15 protein-coding genes are annotated in these 17,284 nt (G+C 64.1%); 13 read left to right on the top strand and 2 right to left on the bottom strand.

The window, feature by feature from the left end:
• The first annotated feature begins 32 nt into the window (after positions 1-32).
• The 9 genes from NFU08_RS15345 to NFU08_RS15385 all read left to right on the top strand — a co-directional run bounded on the left by NFU08_RS15345 (position 33) and on the right by NFU08_RS15385 (position 8,658).
• A complete protein-coding gene (locus NFU08_RS15345; protein ID WP_251424515.1) occupies positions 33-1,082 on the top strand; it encodes a polyprenyl synthetase family protein in 1,050 nt (349 codons plus the stop codon).
• The gene (locus NFU08_RS15350; protein ID WP_104443582.1) at positions 1,079-1,993 is read left to right on the top strand and encodes a phytoene/squalene synthase family protein; all 915 of its coding nucleotides are present in this window, start codon (positions 1,079-1,081) and stop codon (positions 1,991-1,993) included. Before NFU08_RS15345 ends, NFU08_RS15350 begins: the two co-directional genes overlap by 4 nt.
• Positions 1,990-3,597, top strand: a complete 1,608-nt coding sequence (crtI, locus tag NFU08_RS15355; protein ID WP_104443583.1) for a phytoene desaturase family protein — start codon at positions 1,990-1,992, stop codon at positions 3,595-3,597. The genes NFU08_RS15350 and crtI overlap by 4 nt, the downstream gene beginning before the upstream one ends.
• Positions 3,594-3,941 carry a lycopene cyclase domain-containing protein gene (locus NFU08_RS15360; RefSeq protein ID WP_192044166.1) on the top strand — a complete coding sequence of 116 codons (348 nt, stop codon included), beginning with the start codon at positions 3,594-3,596 and terminating at the stop codon, positions 3,939-3,941. The genes crtI and NFU08_RS15360 overlap by 4 nt, the downstream gene beginning before the upstream one ends.
• Positions 3,938-4,261: a lycopene cyclase domain-containing protein gene (locus tag NFU08_RS15365; RefSeq protein WP_104443584.1), complete on the top strand. Its 324-nt coding sequence runs from the start codon at positions 3,938-3,940 to the stop codon at positions 4,259-4,261. The genes NFU08_RS15360 and NFU08_RS15365 overlap by 4 nt, the downstream gene beginning before the upstream one ends.
• Positions 4,258-5,121, top strand: a complete 864-nt coding sequence (locus NFU08_RS15370; RefSeq protein ID WP_104443585.1) for a prenyltransferase — start codon at positions 4,258-4,260, stop codon at positions 5,119-5,121. Before NFU08_RS15365 ends, NFU08_RS15370 begins: the two co-directional genes overlap by 4 nt.
• Positions 5,122-5,667: 546 nt before the next feature.
• Positions 5,668-6,240 (top strand): DUF6640 family protein, encoded by a 573-nt coding sequence (locus NFU08_RS15375; RefSeq protein WP_219821792.1) that lies wholly within the window; start codon positions 5,668-5,670, stop codon positions 6,238-6,240.
• 412 nt (positions 6,241-6,652) lie between these two features.
• Positions 6,653-7,378: an ABC transporter ATP-binding protein gene (locus NFU08_RS15380; protein WP_251424517.1), complete on the top strand. Its 726-nt coding sequence runs from the start codon at positions 6,653-6,655 to the stop codon at positions 7,376-7,378.
• Positions 7,375-8,658, top strand: coding sequence for an ABC transporter permease (locus tag NFU08_RS15385; protein ID WP_104443587.1), 1,284 nt, complete (start codon positions 7,375-7,377; stop codon positions 8,656-8,658). Before NFU08_RS15380 ends, NFU08_RS15385 begins: the two co-directional genes overlap by 4 nt.
• Before the next feature lie 1,092 nt (positions 8,659-9,750).
• On the opposite strand, the gene NFU08_RS15390 is transcribed toward NFU08_RS15385, so the two are convergent.
• Together NFU08_RS15390 and NFU08_RS15395 are read right to left on the bottom strand one after the other, a co-directional pair.
• The gene (locus tag NFU08_RS15390; protein WP_104443590.1) at positions 9,751-11,031 is read right to left on the bottom strand and encodes a cytochrome P450; all 1,281 of its coding nucleotides are present in this window, start codon (positions 11,029-11,031) and stop codon (positions 9,751-9,753) included.
• Between the two features lie 13 nt (positions 11,032-11,044).
• Entirely contained in the window at positions 11,045-12,727 is a 1,683-nt protein-coding gene (locus NFU08_RS15395) for an FAD-dependent oxidoreductase (protein ID WP_104443591.1), read from the bottom strand.
• A gap of 449 nt (positions 12,728-13,176) precedes the next feature.
• On the opposite strand from NFU08_RS15395, the gene NFU08_RS15400 reads away from it, so the two are divergent.
• From NFU08_RS15400 to NFU08_RS15415, 4 genes are all read left to right on the top strand, one after another.
• On the top strand, positions 13,177-13,854 hold the full coding sequence (locus NFU08_RS15400; RefSeq protein WP_104443592.1) for a TetR/AcrR family transcriptional regulator: 678 nt from the start codon (positions 13,177-13,179) through the stop codon (positions 13,852-13,854).
• 452 nt (positions 13,855-14,306) lie between these two features.
• Entirely contained in the window at positions 14,307-14,933 is a 627-nt protein-coding gene (locus NFU08_RS15405) for a TetR/AcrR family transcriptional regulator (protein ID WP_238340858.1), read from the top strand.
• On the top strand, positions 14,930-16,555 hold the full coding sequence (locus tag NFU08_RS15410; protein WP_104443594.1) for an MDR family MFS transporter: 1,626 nt from the start codon (positions 14,930-14,932) through the stop codon (positions 16,553-16,555). The genes NFU08_RS15405 and NFU08_RS15410 overlap by 4 nt, the downstream gene beginning before the upstream one ends.
• Positions 16,556-16,615: 60 nt before the next feature.
• Positions 16,616-17,245 carry a TetR/AcrR family transcriptional regulator gene (locus NFU08_RS15415; RefSeq protein ID WP_104443595.1) on the top strand — a complete coding sequence of 210 codons (630 nt, stop codon included), beginning with the start codon at positions 16,616-16,618 and terminating at the stop codon, positions 17,243-17,245.
• Positions 17,246-17,284: the final 39 nt, after the last annotated feature.

The following is a 17,284-nucleotide window of genomic DNA, read 5'->3' on the forward strand; positions in this document are numbered from 1 at the left end:
TTACTTTACCTATGGATGAGGAGACCACACCGGTGAGTGCAACCGAGAGCCGCTTGGTCAATGAGGTCCTGACGTCCTTTTTCGCCCGGTCAAAGGCCCGGGCCGCAGCGCTGCACCCCGCCTACCACGCCATGTGGGAACACCTGGAAACCTGCACAGTGGGTGGGAAGCGTTTCCGCCCCCGTCTGGTGATGACTGTCTACCGTCTGCTCGACGGAAATGATACAGCCACGGCGGCCACTGTCGCCGCGGCCTTCGAACTGCTGCATACGGCGCTGATTGTGCACGACGACGTAGTGGACCGGGACTTCGCCCGCCGCGGCGTACCGAATGTTTCAGGAACCTACCGCAACCTCGCCGCAGCCCAGGGAAGCAGCCCTGAACGCGCAGAACACACGGGGATGTCGGTAGGAGTCATTGCCGGTGATCTGGCCCTTTCCAACGCCTACCGGCTGATGGGCGAGGTGGACGTTGACCTCCTCACCCGGCAGCGGCTCGCTGAGATTCTCGACGAAGCCGTCTTTGCCTCCGCGGCCGGCGAGTTGCTGGACGTGCTTGCCCCCCTCGACCCCACGCCCCAGCCCGTTGCCGAAGTACTCACGATGGCACGCCTGAAAACCGCCGTGTACTCCTTCGAGGCGCCGTTGCTGGCCGGTGCTGTCCTTGCCGGCGCTGACGAGAGGCTGGTGGCGGCGCTGGGGGAGTTTGGCCGCTTCATCGGCATTGCCTACCAGGTGGCCGATGATTTGACCGGCGTGTTCGGCGATGAATCCCGGACCGGCAAAGTCGGGTGGGGCGACCTGCGCGAGGGCAAACGCACTGCCCTCATCTCGCATGCGGCAGCCGAGCCGCAGTGGCCAAGGATCGCCGAGCTGCTGTCCGGCCCGGACCTGACCGCAGCCGATGCGGCGGAAGTGCGCGGCCTGCTGATTGAAGCAGGTGCCCGCGACCGGACCATGCAGCTCGCCGCCGACCTCACCGAACACGCGCTGCGGGCCCTCGACCAGCCATTCGTGCCACAGGCCTTACGCGACGGGCTGGCGCCCATTTCCGCCGTCGTCACTGAACGGATACCAGCATGAGCCGGAACCGTGACCCCCTTGCCGATTACACAAGTGCGGCTTTGAAGTCCTCCGCTGTAGTGCTGCGGTCCTACTCGACCTCCTTCGGCCTGGCATCACGGCTGTTCGGGGCCTGCGTGCGCCGCCAGGTGGAGTCCGTTTACGCGCTGGTGCGGGTTGCAGACGAAATTGTCGACGGCGTGGCGTCCGCCGCAGGCCTGGAACCTGACGAGAGCCGGTGCCGGCTGGACGGGTTCGAACACGAGACCGAACAGGCCATGGCCACCGGTTACAGCACCAATCTGGTGGTCCACGCCTTTGCCGACACTGCCCGCCGCACGGGCATCGGAACGGACCTCACCCGTCCGTTCTTTTCCTCGATGCGGGCAGACCTCGACCAGGTGGAACACACGCCGGAGTCCTTCGCCGCATACATCTACGGTTCGGCGGAAGTGGTGGGCCTGATGTGCCTTAAGTGCTTCCTGCACGGGCATTCGTTGAGCGCGGAAGAAATGGCCCGGCTGGAGCGCGGCGCCCGCCACCTCGGTGCAGCCTTCCAAAAGGTCAACTTCCTGCGGGACCTGGGTGAGGACTTCACCTCCCTGGGGCGCAGCTATTTCCCGGGCGTCTCGCCGGCCAACTTCGATGAAGCCCACAAGAACCGGCTGCTGGACGACATCGACCACGACCTGCAGGAGTCCCGCGCAGTGCTGCGCCGGCTGCCACGCTCCAGCCGGCTGGCCGTCGCCCTGGCCCAGGAGCTCTTCGCTGAACTTGCTGGGCGCATCCGCGCCACCCCCGCGCCGGAGCTGATCCGGGCCCGGGTCAGCGTGCCAAACCCGGTGAAAGTGCAGATCGCCGCCGCAGTCCTGACCGGCAGGCGGGGACTGGCCCCCTCCAGCCCGGACACCGCCCGGGTAGAGGCACCGTGAAGCCCCCCGTCCCCTCCGGAGGCACCGCCGTCGTGATCGGTGGCGGCATCAGTGGCCTGGCAGTTGCCGCGCTGCTGTCCGCGGAGGGGCACCGCGTCACGGTGCTTGAGCAGCAGGACAGGGTAGGAGGGCGCGCCCATTCCTGGAGCCAGGACGGTTTCCGGTTCGACGCAGGTCCCTCCTGGTACCTGATGCCGGAGGTGATTGACCACTACTTCCGGCTGCTGGGAACCTCAGCTGATGAGCAGCTGGACCTGGTGAAACTCGATCCGGGCTACCGGCTCCTTTCGGAGGGCTTCGCTGGACCCGTGGACGTCCCGGCCGGGCGGCGCCGCGTAGTGGAGCTCTTCGAGCGGCTGGAACTTGGAGCGGGCGAACGGCTGGAGAGGTATCTTGATTCGGCTGCCGAGACCTACACCATGGCCACCCGCCGCTTCCTGTACTCCACATTCGAGTCGTTCGCCCCGCTGCTGACGCCGGACGTGCTGGGCCGTCTGCCCCGCCTTGGCCGCCTGCTGCTGCAGCCGCTGCACAGCTACGTCCGGGGCCACGTGTCCAACCCGCGCCTGCAGCAGATCCTTGAGTACCCCGCGGTGTTCCTGGGAACCTCGCCCTTCACTGCGCCGAGCATGTACCACCTGATGAGCCACCTGGACCTCGACGACGGCGTGCTCTATCCGATGGGCGGCTTCGCCCGGCTTGTGGACGCCCTGGAGAGGCTTGCCCGGGACACCGGAGCCACCATCGTGACAGGTGCCGAAGTACTTGCGATCGACACCGGATCCACCGGGTCCCGGCGGCGTCCCGCGGCGGTACGGGGCGTGCGCTACCGCACCGGGGACGGAACCGAACATACAGTAGCGGCCGACATCGTTGTTTCCGCCGCCGACCTGCACCACACGGAAACCACACTCCTTCCGCGGAACCTGCAAACCTACCCTCAGCGTTACTGGTCGCGCAGCACCGCCGGGCCCAGCGCCCTGCTCCTGTACCTGGGCGTACGCGGTGAGCTGCCCCAACTGGAGCACCACACCCTCCTCTTCACCGGCGACTGGGAGGAAAACTTCCGGGCCATCTTCGGCCGGAAGACCTTCATCCCCACCCCCGCCTCAATGTACGTGTGCAAGCCCAGCGCCACCGATCCCACCGTGGCACCGGACGGACATGAGAACGTCTTCGTCCTGGTGCCCATCCCGGCGGATCCAGGCCTCGGCGGCAGCGGAGAAGAGCAAATCGAACGCGTGGCCGACGCCGTGATCCAACAACTCAGCGACTGGGCCGACATACCGGACCTTGCGGAGCGCATCGTCCTGCGCCGCAGCTACGGGCCTGCCGATTTTGAGCGCGACTACCACTCATGGAAAGGCACCTCCCTGGGACCGGCCCACACGCTGCGGCAGAGCGCCTTCTTCCGCGCCGGCAATGCCAGCCGGAAAGTCCAGGGGCTCTACTACGCGGGCGGTTCCACGATTCCGGGCATCGGCATTCCCATGTGCCTGATCAGCGCGGAACTCGTCATCAAGCGGCTGCGCCATGACGTGAGCACAGGACCGCTGCCGGTCCCGCTGCGCCCGGACAAGGTGCGGGAGGAAACGGTCAGATGATCGCTGCAGCCTACTTGTCGTTGCTCCTGGTCTCGCTGGGCTGCATGGTGCTGCTCGACCAGCGGCTGCGCCTCTTTTTCTGGCATGATGCCCGCCGCGCGGCTGCAGTCCTTGCCGCCGGATTGGTCTTCTTCCTCGCCTGGGACCTGGGCGGCATCGGGCTCGGCATTTTCTTTCGCGGACACAACGAGACGATCGGCATCGAACTCGCCCCCGAACTGCCCGTGGAGGAGCCCGTCTTCCTGGTCTTCCTCAGCTATCTGGTCATGAACCTGTTCCTGCTGTTCCGCCGGGGCCTTGAGATGCGGGCACGCCGGACTGAGCACGCGGAGGAACGCTCGTGACGTACTGGGCACTAAACGCAGTGTTCCTCACGGTGGCACTCGCCGTGGCCATCGCCGCGGTGCGCGTGCTGACTGCTGCCCGACGCAAAGTGGTGCTGGCCGCGGCAGGTGGCGCCGCCGCCGTCGTCCTGGTGCTGACGGCCGTGTTCGACAACCTGATGATCGCAGCAGGACTCTTCAACTACTCGTCTGACCGAATCTCAGGCGCCTCCGTCGGACTGGCGCCGCTGGAGGACTTCGCCTACCCGGTGGCCGCGGTGCTGCTGCTGCCATCGCTGTGGATTGTCCTCGGCGAACGCTCCCGGAAGCGGCGGCCATGAAGACCCTCCGCACCCTGCTGGTCTCCTCGCGCCCGCTGTCCTGGGTGAACACCGCCTACCCGTTTGCGGCGGCCTACCTGCTCACGGCCGGACAGATAGACCTTGCCTGGATCGTGGGGACCCTGTACTTCCTGGTTCCATACAACCTGGCGATGTACGGGATCAATGACGTGTTCGACTACGAATCGGATCTCCGGAACCCGCGTAAGGGGGGTGTGGAAGGTGCCGTGCTCGAGCGGTCCATGCACAGGACCACGCTGCTCGCCGCGGTTGCCACGAACGTGCCGTTCCTTGCCGTGCTGGTGCTGCTCGGCGGACCCCTGTCGTGGCTGGTGCTGGCCATCAGCATTTTCGCGGTGATCGCATACAGCGCGCCGGGCCTGCGCTTCAAGGAACGCCCCTTCCTCGACTCGGCCACGTCCAGCACCCACTTCGTCAGCCCTGCGCTCTACGGACTGGTCCTGGCGCAGGCCGACTTCACGCCCGCGCTCTGGGCACTTTTAGGCTCCTTCTTCCTCTGGGGCATAGCGAGCCAGGCCTTCGGGGCGGTGCAGGACGTCGTCGCTGACCGCGAAGGAGGCATCGCCTCGATTGCCACCGTCACCGGTGCCTCCGCGACCGTCCGGTTCGCCATCGCCGCCTACCTGCTCGGCGGGGCGCTGATGCTGTTCACCCCCTGGCCCGGCCCGCTGGCAGCCCTCCTGGTGTTGCCGTACGTGCTGAACATCGTCCCGTTCGCATCCTTGAAGGACGACGACGCTGAGTTCGCCCACCGCGGCTGGGAACGCTTCCTGTGGCTGAACTACGTGACCGGGTTCTTCGTCACGATGCTGCTGATCTGGTACGCAACCATTCGCTGACACGTTAGGCCTCGGCTTCACGCCCGGCGGCGGAGAGCTGGCCGCCATGAGCCAGGCGGGCGTGGTCAACAACTTAAACGACGGCCTGCATGGATGGGCAGGAGGTGGCGCATGCCCTGCAGGCCCTGAGCCCGGCACCGTTGTTGTTCCTCACGGGCAGGGCAGAGGAAGACGATGTCTTTTCCGGATTGGCTTCGGGAGCGGCCGCTTACCTCACCAAACCGTTCCGTCCTGGCACCCTCAGGGAAGGCCCTGAGACTTTGCCCCATTTCCGGCCCACGCAGCAGCACGGGCTCAGTCCTAGCAGCTAAGCCCCAACGGTGATGGGCAGATCGCCACAGCCCTGTACAGGGGGTTACCGCGGCAGCAGAACGCAGCCGAGTGTGCTATTTGCCATGCACTCGCGGGCTTATCAATGGAGGACTGGTCTTCATTCGTAAAACAGCATGACCCAGGTGCTTCTGCCCCCGGGCATCGTTTCCCAGCCTCGCCTGTCCCAGCGCCGGAAATAGATGATCTAGAGACAGGCGGCAGGGGCATGGCGTAATGTTCAAGGCCAAACAGATGGGTCGGGCTGCGCCGCTTTTGTTGCTGTCTCCAGTGGTTTTGGTTTTCGGTATGGCCTTGAATCGGAGCTTCGATTGGCGCAGCTCGTTGAGGAGTGAGTCGGGAAGGGGCAGGGGAGTGCCTGCAGGTCGGAAGGTTCTCAATATCGTCGCTGGTGCCACCGCTATTGGCGGATTCGCGGCCGACTGGAATCGGACCCATTTGTTCAACCCGAACTGGCCCCCGCACGCGAAGTTCCATGACGCACAGACGATCGCCATGGCGGCGCTGCTGGGGCTGGGCGGTCTGTACGCGTTGAACCGCAAGGGCTCCGCCCCACAGCGAAACACAGCAATGGGAGCGATATTGCCCGCTTTCTTCTGGGCGTCGATGGGTGCCGCCTTCGGGTTTCCTCGTACTGCAGGCTTGCAGTCCGAGTTCCCCGAGAGGGTCCCGCGGGTCCGGGGCGTGTGGATCGATGAGCGGTTCGCCAGCGGCGGAATGCTGGGGTTGATCGCTGTGGGCTACTGGCTGGATCGCCGGTGGCAAACCGGCAAGGCCCGACGGCGTTAGGGCGAATTAGGACCGGCTTGTCCCACAGCTCCGCAAGTGGGAACCCGCTGGTGCCGCCACAATCCCGGAAATAGACAGGCAGCAGCCCGGATGATCTCAGGTGCTGGGTCCTCGTGTTTCCTCCCATCCATCTGCTCGTGCCGGCATCCTCATCGACTCCCATCGTTCAGCGGGCGGCGGCACAACGGGGCCAGTTGTCCGAGGGGCAGCGCGGTGCAAGCCCTTCCTGTCTTGAACACTTCATTGGCTATGGTCCAGCATCCACCCATACAGCTCGGCAGGTGGCGCGAAAGGGGTTCACAGCCCATTGTCAGGAACAGTCCGTAGGTTGCAGTGAATAAAGCGAAATATGCAGTGACTGCATAGGGCGGGGTGCTTTGAGAAGGTGGAGTGATATGAGGAGAGACGGGCAGTGAGCGGCCGTTTCGTGATTGATGCCGAAGGCATCACCAAGTCCTATGGTGCGGGGTTGTCGCGTTTCGACGCTTTGAAGGGCGTGTCCCTTCAGATCGTTGCGGGGGAGAGTGTGGCCATTGTCGGGAAGAGTGGTTCGGGTAAGTCCACGCTGATGCATATCCTCGCTCTTTTGGACGAGCCGGACGCCGGGTCTTTGCGGGTCACCGGGGCGGACGCCCGGGAGTTATCGGCGAAGCAACTGAACGCTTTGCGTAACCGGGAGTTCGGGTTCGTGTTTCAGCAGTTCTTCCTCACTCCGAATACCACGGTGTTGGATAATGTCGTACTTCCGCTCAAGATCGCGGGAGTCAGCCCCTCCGAGCGGCGCCGTTCAGGCATGGCGGTGTTGGAGCAACTGGAACTGGCAGACAAGGCTGCGAACAAGGCCACAGATCTGTCGGGCGGGCAGAAGCAGCGGGCGGTGATCGCCCGTGCGCTGATAAACAAGCCCAGCATCATCTTCGCCGACGAGCCAACCGGGAACCTGGACACAGCCACCGGCGCGACAGTGGAGGACATTTTGTTCGGGTTGAACAAAGACAACGGCATCACCCTCATCGTGGTAACCCACGACGTGGATCTGGCCGCCCGCTGCGACCGGCAGGTATTCCTCCGAGACGGGCTGATCGAGCGCACGAGCCGGTCAACGCACGATGGTGCGGCTGTAGGGAGGCAGGTGTGAACGCCCCTGACCTGGTCTCCTCAGCGGTGGCCAACACGTTTCGTTCCAAGTTGCGCACCACTTTGACTGTGTTGGCGATCTTCGTGGGAGCTTTCACCCTGACTATCACCAACGCGGTCGGTGCAGGGGTTTCGGACTACGTGGACAAGCAGGTCTCGGCCATGGGGTCAGAGGACATGCTCTTCGTCCAGAAGGCTACCGGGGACACCGCCTCGGGCGAGCGACCGGAGGTGTACGACCCGGAGGCCGCCCGCAGTGCCCGCGTGCCGGGTCCCCGTCAGAGTGATCCGCTGACCGATGAGGACCTCAAGACGATACGGAGCACGGCCGGCGTCGTTGGTGCGGACCCGTTGCGCCTGGTCGCCCCGGATTACATCGCGCGTGAGGGTGGAACCGCTTACCAGTTCACGGCGAACCGGGTGGGCAGCATCGCCCGTGCTGATCTCGAGGCCGGTCAGCAGCTTGACCGGGCCTCCGAGGAGTACCAGATTGTCATTCCCACCACGTACGTGGCGCCGCTGGGCTTCGGCTCCGCCGAAGAAACCATCGGGTCGGCTGTCCAGTTGGGCATCACTGATGTGCTCGGGAAACAGGACACAGTGGAGGCAACCGTGGTTGGCGTCTCCAGGGAGAGTCTTTTGGCTTCCGGGGCAAGCATGAACGAGGCCCTGCTTGCAGAGCTCTCAGGGGTCCAGTCCGCCGGTATCGACAGCGGGACGCCCGGTTATGCCGCTGTCATTGCCCGTTTCGACACATCCCTGCCCGGTGAAGAGGTTGATGCGCTCAAGTCCTCCCTCGAAGCGGACGGGTTCACCGCCCAAACCATCGAGGATCAACTCGGAATGGTCCAGACCGTCATCAACGGTATCGTCGGAATTCTTAACGCTTTCGCCGTGATCGCCCTGGTAGCGGCAGGCTTCGGGATCATCAATACCTTGCTGATGAGCGTGCAGGAACGCACCCGGGAGATCGGACTGATGAAGGCCATGGGCATGAGCGGGGGAAGGATTTTTACCCTGTTCAGCCTCGAGGCCGTCGTCATCGGTTTCCTTGGCAGCGCGATTGGCGCCGCCGCTGCCGTGGCCCTCGGATCCACGATCAGCTCCCTACTGGCCGGCGGGGCACTTTCCGGGTTGCCGGGGTTGACGATCATGCTCTTCGAGCCTGTCACCGTGGCCGGGGTGATCCTGTTGATTATGGCGATCGCTTTCCTGGCCGGGACCCTGCCCGCCAGGCAGGCCGCGAAGCAGCACCCCATCGATTCCCTGCGCTACGAATGATGCGGGAAGGGGGAACGGAAGTGTATAGCCGTGGGATACACGGGGCTCTTATGCCCCGTAGTATCTCCGATGACTTGTCTCGTGCTTTACAAGCATGGATTAGTCAGGGGTACCAACCCTGCATAAGGTGGGCGCTAATCCTTCTACACTCATTCTCTTAAACACTAAGAAGGTTTTTTGCCTAATACCCGTGGATAAGCGTGTGCCATAAGAAGTGACGACATGTAGGCATGCAAGCTTTTGAACTTCCCTCAGGCGAACCGACGTTCCTTGCTCCGCTTGTCGTTACCGGAGTCCGTGCCGTTTTAAGACGTTTTGGAGGGAGCGCAGCACAGAACGTTGTACGAGCCGGGGGACGCGTCCCAGGTCTTCGCGGTACAGTCAACCGCAGCCTCAATCAAGTGGAGGGTTCGTCTCCTGATGACTGATTCGAGTTCCTCGATGGCGTCCTGGTCGACTTCGAGTATGTGGACGACCATCGGCTGCATCAACGCCCTTAGTGCGGGTGGAGGGCTTTAGGGACGAAGTTTCCGCTTCGATACCCTGCTCTATGAAGGCAGGACAGACGGGATTTGTGCAGGATGAAGCTCACAACACGGATTAGATCGGCTGCTGATGGGTGGCTTGCCTTGGAGGTCCTTGAGCTGCCCGGTCTAGAGGCGTATGCGAAAGCTTTTGAGGACATTCCTCAGGCAGTGCAGGCGGCGGCCGCTGCACTGACAGGCCGGCCAGCGGATAAGTTCGACGTCGATGTGAAGCTGTAAGGGATGCTGCAGCTATTTTCATTGGTGGTCGGAATCCGTTGCTGACCACGCCTTGGCTTCGACGAGGTCGACTGGAACACCCGACTGGACGTCGGCGACCCCTCCGGGAGCTGGACGTATCCGCCCGCGCTCGGTGAGGCCATGACCCCGGCCGCGAGTTCGTCGGCGAGGAACTCATCGTTCATGTCACCCCAAGGCCGGGGACTGGCTCACCTGTTGCTTCTGTTTCCTGTTCCGGCGCCGGTCCCAGCTCGCGCGCGAAAAGAAGGCCACTCGTACTGCATCGAGTGCGATGGATAGCACGATTCCGGCTGAAATGCCGGACGCTTTATGTGTCAGCGGTGGAGTGGGCCGTCTTGGTTGCCGCGGCAATGCCGTCAATGTCGACCGGCAGGTGCGAAGGTCCGCGCAGGAAAGGGCTCGGTCGGTAGGGTGGTGGGTCGGCGACCAGCCGCGGGTTCTTCAGTCTGCTGGCGAATGCGGTGAGGGCGATTTGGGCTTCGAGTCGGGCGAGGGGTGCGCCGAAGCAGATGTGGATGCCGCTGCCAAAGCCGAGGTGTTGGTTGTTGGGTCGGTCCGGGATGAACAGGTCGGGGTCGGTGACGTGTGCGGGGTCACGGTTGCCTGCGGCCAGGAGCATCGTGATGGAGGCGCCTGCGGGAATGGTCGTGCCGGCGACGTCGATATCGTCGAGGGCTGTGCGGAAGGGAAGGAAATGTACCGGGGGCTCGTAGCGCAGCAGCTCCTCGACCATCGGAATGGCCAGGTCGGGATCGTTGCGCAGTTTCTGAAGCTCCTGCGGGTGGCGTAGCAGTGTCAGCGCGCCGTTGGAGATGAGGTTCACGGTGGTTTCGTGTCCTGCGATGAGCAGGAGAAGCCCGGTGCTGACCAACTGGTCGGCGGGCATGCGGCCTTCCGGGCCGTCGCCCGTGGCCATCGCCGAGAGCATGTCATTGCCTGGTGCCTGCCGGTGGGCCTCGACTAGTTCTTCCATGAATGCGCGCAGTTCCTTGCCGGCCTCAGCCCTCTTCTTTTGTTGTGTTTCCGGATCGAGGCCGGGATCCGTGGATTGCAGGGCAACGTCCACCCAGACCCGGAAACGCTGTTCGTCGCCCGGGGGGACGCCGAGAAGTTCGCAGATCACGGTGACGGGCAGTGGATACGCAAGGTCATCGACGACGTCGATCCTGGTGCGGTCAGCCATGTTGTCGATCAGTTCGGTGACGATTTCCGTCATCCTTGGCTCCATTCCGGCGACCCGGCCCGGCGTCGTGGGCGGTCCGAAGTCGCGCATGGCGATCCGCCGGAATTTGTCGTGGTCGGGCGGATCCATGCTCAGGAACGTCGGAGTCATGCCCAGGATGCCCCCGTCGTCGTCATCGTCACCGGCGGCGCCAGCGGCTGCGGCAGCGGCAGCCGGGTTGCGGCTGAGGTCAGAACTTACCCGCGGGTCATGCAGCAGGGCGGCGATCTCCGCGTAAGTGCTGACGACGTAGCTTTCGTCCGGAAGCTTTGTCACCGGATTCTTGCGGAGTTCCGCGTAGAACGGGTAGGGGTTTGCCCTGTTGGAGGGATCGAGGATCTGCTCCCAGAGGGTGGCCTGGCTCATGGTGGAGGCTCCTTTATTCGTGGAACGCGGTTTCTGCGGTCCTTCGCGACGGCATGTCACCGGCGGCGAGGCGGGTTAATCTGGCGCGGCGTTCATTGGGATCGTGACCGGTCACGACGACTGTCGCGTCCTGGGTGGGGCTGGTTATTGGCCGGAACTTCGCCGGCACGGGCCGGGCATCGGCTGACTCGTCGACGTGGCTAAACGACGGCGGGAAGGGGGCGGCCTGCTCAATCAGCGGTTCGTAGAATTCGAGCCATTTGTTCTGGTTGAAGGCGACGGCCGCAACGATACGCCCCTTGTAGCCATAGACAGCGACGAAACGTTTCAAGGCCACCGATCCCTGGACGATGGCTACCTCATCGGCGACCGAAGGCACGCCGACGCTCTTGATTTCGGTGCCGAACTGGACGGACCAGAATTTTGGCATCGCTAGGTGCGGCCACCGTTCCGTCTCGCGGCTGACCATGTTGTGCGCCGCGACCTCGGCCTGGGAGATGGCGTTGCCCCAGTGCTCGACGGCGAGGTACTGATAGCCGTACATCGGCTGCGGGGCGCGCGCTATGTCGCCGGCGACGAAGACGTCATCGGTGACCAGGCCGTTCGCGTCGAAGGCGCGGCAACCGGTGTCGCATGCGACGCCCCATACGCCGCAGGCCAGGCCTGAATCTTCCAACCATTCGACATTGCGGACGGCGCCGAGCGCGGCGACCGCCACGTCCACCTCCAGCGTAGTGCCATCGGACAGGACGGCCCGGCGCAGCTGCCCGGTGGCGTCACCCTCAAGGGTCAGGACCCGGACACCGCAGCGCAGATCCACACCTTTCTCGAGCTGCAGCTCCCCGGCGACTGTGCCGATCACCCCGCCGAGGGCGGCAACGAGCGGTGCCGGGCCGGCCTCCGCGACGGTGACCTGCAGGCCGAGTTCACGGCACACGGAAGCGACCTCGCACCCGATGAACCCCGCGCCGATGACCAGCACCCTGCGTGGCCCCCGGGCGAGGAGGTCGCGCAGCTTCGCTGAATCCTCCCGCGTGCGCAGCGTGAGCACTCCTCTCAGGGCTGCCTCCGCTGCGTTGGGCCAGGGTCGGGCGCGCAGGCCGGTGGCGATCAACAGCTTGTCGAATCCGATCCGGGCGCCGTCGGCGAGGTGAAGCTGCTTCGCGGCCAGGTCCAGACTCGTGGCCGCTACGCCCAGCCGCCAGTCGGCGTCGATGTCGCGGCGGCGTGGCAGTGTTGTATCGTCCGACCGCGCGGACCCGGACAACAGCTGTTTGGAGAGGGGCGGCCGGTCGTAGGGTTGGTGCGGTTCCTGCCCGACCAGGGTCAGGGAGCCGGTGAAGCCTTCCTCCCGCAGCCGCTCTGCTGCGTGCAGCCCAGTCAGCGATGCACCGACGATGACGATCCGTCCCGTCTTCCTGAACGTTTCGGAGCCCTCCCAGTCGTCCCTGGCCGTGTCCGGTGTTCCCGCCTTGGTGCCCGGGTGCAGCGACCCGGTCTGTCCGTCCGCGTGTTCGAGTCTGATGGCCTGGACCGGACATGCAGCGGCTGCCCGGCGGATCCTGGTGCGCTGCGTCCCGTCGGGGTCGGGGTCGTAGGTGAGTGCCTCGTCTCCCTGGATGGTGAAGACATCCGGTGCGAGGAAGGCACATTGTGCGTAACCCTGGCATTTATTGAGATCGACGACGATCCTCATGCCGGTTTCTCCGTCCTGCCGGCTTTCCTCTGCCGTGGGGCCGACGCCTCGCCCGATTCGAGCGGGCCGCTCATCTCAGAGCATGGAGGGGGTCCGGGAAGGCGTCGATTCCATTCACGATCAAGTGAATTTGAGTCTAGACCCGGTGCGCAGCCAGCGGAAGAGTGTGCAGTTACTGCATATTTCTTCCAACTGCACTATCGTGCGTGGCCTGCTTTGACGCAGGGCGCCGAGTGTCCTTGGGGTCTGTTCGCTGATCGGCAACGACCCCGCGGACACGCTCCTGTCGCACCTGCAGGACATCAGATGCTGGATTTCGCGCCCACCCTTCTGTGGGCAGGATTATCCTGTGGTCATGCTTATCGCGTTCCTTGGCCGCACGTTGCCCGCCGGCCGGGCATCCCGGCACAACCCGATCGTAGCGCCGTGTTCCGAGTAGGGAGCACACCATGGCTGTAGACGGGTTACGGGAACGCAAACGGGCGGCTACGCAGGCCGCGATCGAACGCGCTGCGATCAATCTCGCACTTGAACACGGCTACGACAACATCACTGTAGACATGATCTGCGAATCCAGCATGGTCTCGCAGCGCACCTTTTTCAATTACTTCGGTTCCAAGGAAGGCGTCATCCTCGGGGTGATCCCGCCACTGCCCTCCGATCAGCAGATCGACGCCTTCGCCCGGAAGGCGGGAACGGACGTGTTGGGAGACTTCCTGACGTTGGTCGTGGAGTGGCTCCTGGACCAGGAGCCCGACGCCGACGTGGTCATGGCCCGCCGGACAGTGATCATGCAGACTCCGGAACTGCTGAACAAGCAAACGGCGCGGATGGCCGAATTCGAGGAGCAGTTTGTCGCGATCGTCCATACCCGCTACGAGGCTCAGGGACGCGACCGGGCTGCCGATCCAGACCTCGAAGACGAGGCGCGCATGGTCGTCTCCCTGAGCACCGGCGTTATGCATTACGTGATGCGTCAGCGGTTGAGCGCCTCGCCGGCGGCCTCCACGTCGGAGCTGTTGCGCAGGTCCATCAAGCTGATCCACCGCATCACGAACGATGCGTCGCAACCCCAGAACCGCATGGCACCAAAACCACGATCGATACGCTCCCGAACGCGCCGGTAGCTGGCGCCGATGCGGCGTCCAAGCGCCACATCCTGCTGATCTTCGCCGGCTGGCCTGTTCGTGGCGGAGGGAGTTAATGGGTCTCGGCTTGCTGCGCGCCAGGTTGGGAGGGTGGCGGCCGATGAAGGCGATGGCTCCTGGACCAGGAGGCTGACACCGCGGCTGGGTTCCAAGGGGAGAGGGCAAGGATCTGCAGGCCTTCGAGCTATTCGGAGCGGTCCCGGGAGAGGGCGCCGCTGATTGCAGCGCCCTGTCCGACAGCGGTGATGAACGGATGAAGTTGCCGAGGAAGCCGGTTACTGGTGCTCCTGTGCTGAAGAACACAAAAGACTGATGTGCCGCCCATGCCATGGCGTTCATCAGGCCTAGCTTCGCGGGCCCTTCGCCGCATCGCTGCGCGGAATTTCAAGTATGCATTTGTGCAGAAAATGCATTCATGCAATTATCTATGCATGACCAAAACTGCGACCCCCTCCCTGCGGGAGCGTCGGAAGGCCGAAACCTGGACTGCCCTCCATGAGGCTGCCGCGTCGCTGGCTCTGGAGCGTGGCCTTGAGCACGCGACGGTGGGGGCCATCGCCGACAGTGCCGGCGTATCATCCCGGACATTTTTCAACTATTTCCGGGCCAAGGAGGATGCCGTCCTGGGCCTCCAGGAGCCTGTACTGGATCCGCAGCTGCTGTCCCGGATGTCCCCCGGCGTTGATCTGGTAGGGCAGGTTTCGCGGCTGCTGGTGGCGGTGGCGCGGACGGCTCTGGGGAGCACTGACGCGCTCCGACGCCGTCAGCTCATGGCCGCGTATCCCCATCTGGCCCAGCGTCAGATGGAATACATGGTCAAAGCCGAGGCACTGGTCTGCGAGGCCGTGGCCAGCGTACTCGCCAGCGATCCTTCATGGGCTGCCGGAGACGAGGGATTCGGCGCTGACGATACGGCGCGGATGCTTGTCATGATCGCCGGCGTCCCCGTCCGATTCAATCTCACCTCCGCGGGCTACGACCCTGTCAGGGGCCTCAGACCGCAAGACCTTGATCCCTCCCTGGCCCTTCTTCGCCAAATTCAAAGGAAACTTTTATGACTAACATCCCTGCCCGCCAGGCCGCGACGGCCGAGGGAAAGCAGCACATCATCCTGCTGTTCGTCGGGCTGATGCTTTCCATGCTCCTGGCCGCGCTGAACCAGACAGTGCTCAGCACCGCGCTGCCCACGATCGTGGGGGAGCTTAATGGTGTGAGCGACATGCTCTGGGTCATTACCGCGTTCATCCTCGCCTCAACCATCACGATGCCGGTTTACGGCAAGCTGGGCGACCTGATGGGCCGCAAAGCCCTTTTAATGGCCGCGATCGTGCTGTTTATGGCCGGTTCCGTGGTCGGCGCGCTGGCAGAGAATATGGGTGTTCTGATCACCGCCCGTGTCATCCAGGGACTGGGTGGAGGTGGCCTGATGATCCTGTCGCAGGCGATCATCGCCGATGTTGTTCCGGCCCGCGAACGCGGCAAATACATGGGCGTCATGGGTGGCGTTTTCGCTATTTCTTCCGTTGCCGGCCCGCTGCTGGGCGGCTGGTTCACCGAGGGCCCGGGGTGGCGCTGGGTCTTCTGGATCAACATTCCGCTGGGCCTGCTGGCACTGGCCGGCGCTGCGTTCTTCCTCAAACTCCCCAGGCGCAGCGGGAAACCGCGTCTGGATCTGGGCGGCATGGTGCTGATTGCCGTTGCGACGACCTGCCTGGTGCTCTTTGCCACCTGGGGCGGGAGCAAGTATGAGTGGAACGATCCCATCATCCTGGCTCTGATTGCCGGCACCATCGTGGCGGCCGTGGCTTTTGTCCTCGTTGAACGCCGCACGGCCGAGCCGATCATTCCCCTGCACCTGTTCAAGGACCGCAACTTCAACCTCACCACCATCGCCGGCCTGCTGATTGGAGTGGCGATGTTCGGCGCCATCGGCTACCTTCCGACGTATCTTCAGATGGCTTTCAGCGTCAACGCCACGGATTCGGGACTGCTGATGATCCCGATGATGGGCGCCCTTCTCGTCGCCTCGGTCGTCTCGGGTCAGCTGGTGTCCAAAACCGGCCGGTACAAATGGATGCCGATCGCCGGCGGAGTCATCGTGGCGGCGGCATTGGCTCTGCTCTCCACCCTCAAACCGGAGCAGCCGCTATGGGAGATCTGCGCCTATCTGGCCGTCATGGGCCTGGGCCTGGGCCTGAACATGCAGATCCTGGTCCTGATCGTCCAGAACTCCTTCCCGCTGCGGGAGGTCGGCACGGCAACAGCATCGAACAACTTCTTCCGCCAGATCGGCGCCACCCTGGGATCAGCTGTCGTGGGAAGCCTCTTCGCGAGCCGCCTGCACGACCTGCTGATTGAACGCCTCCCGGCAGCGGCCGCCGGCGGCGGGGCGCCAGGCGGGTCCAACTCGCTGACGCCGGCAGTAGTCAACGCCCTCCCGGCGCCGATCAAGGAGGCCATCATCTCCTCCTACAACGATGCCCTGACGCCCATCTTCGTCTGGATGGTTCCCCTGGCGCTGATCGCGACCGTGCTGCTGTGCTTTGTTAAGGAGAAGCCGCTGGCCACCGCCGTTGAACACGACGTGCTGTCAGAATCGATTTCCGAGGGCAACATCCTGATCACCGCCGACGACGCCGAAGACGACGCCCCTGCCCAGGCGGCCAGCTCCGGCCGCTAAAGTCCCTGACACCTGCCCGCAGGTTTGCACGCCGTGCAAACCTGCGGGTAGGCTTTTTCCATGAGTGTTTCTCCGGGCACGGTCCGGTCCGTCCAGCCCGGATGGGAAGCGAACAAAACCGCGACCCGCAACGCCATTGTGGACACGGCGTTGAATCTTGTCCGGGTCAAGGGCCCGGGCCGGTTTACAGTGGACGACATCGCCGCGGCCGCCGGGGTGTCACGGCGGACTTTTTTCAATTACTTCCCCAGCCGTGAGGCGGCCCTGGTGGTCAGCATCGAGGAGTTCCTGGACCATGCGGCGGACCAGTTCCTGGCCCGCCCTGCCGAAGAGCCGCTGGTCGAGTCCATGTACGAGGTGCTGACCGCCCTGGCGGATCCGATCCACCTGGCCGCGATGGCCGAGGTGTACGGCCTGGCCGATACTGACGCGCAGATGAACCGGTTCCAGCTCCAAGGCTGGGAGAACTGCGCCGAGAGGCTGGTCACCGCTATCAGTCAGCGCCCGGGAGCGGATCACGATCCCCTGTATGCCAGCGCCCTGGTCGGCTCGGTGCTCTCCTCAGGGAAAGCCGCACTGTCCCAGTGGTACCGCCGCACCGGCGGTGATGTTACCGAGGAGTCCCTGACACTCCTGCGCCAGCTCCTGGTCGACGTGGTCGGATACCTGCGCCACGGCTTCACCCTGTAGTCCAACCTATTAATCCCCCCCTTTTATCAGAACGGCTGA

Source organism: Pseudarthrobacter sp. NCCP-2145 (assembly GCF_023708005.1).
In the GTDB taxonomy this organism is placed as follows: domain Bacteria; phylum Actinomycetota; class Actinomycetes; order Actinomycetales; family Micrococcaceae; genus Arthrobacter; species Arthrobacter oxydans.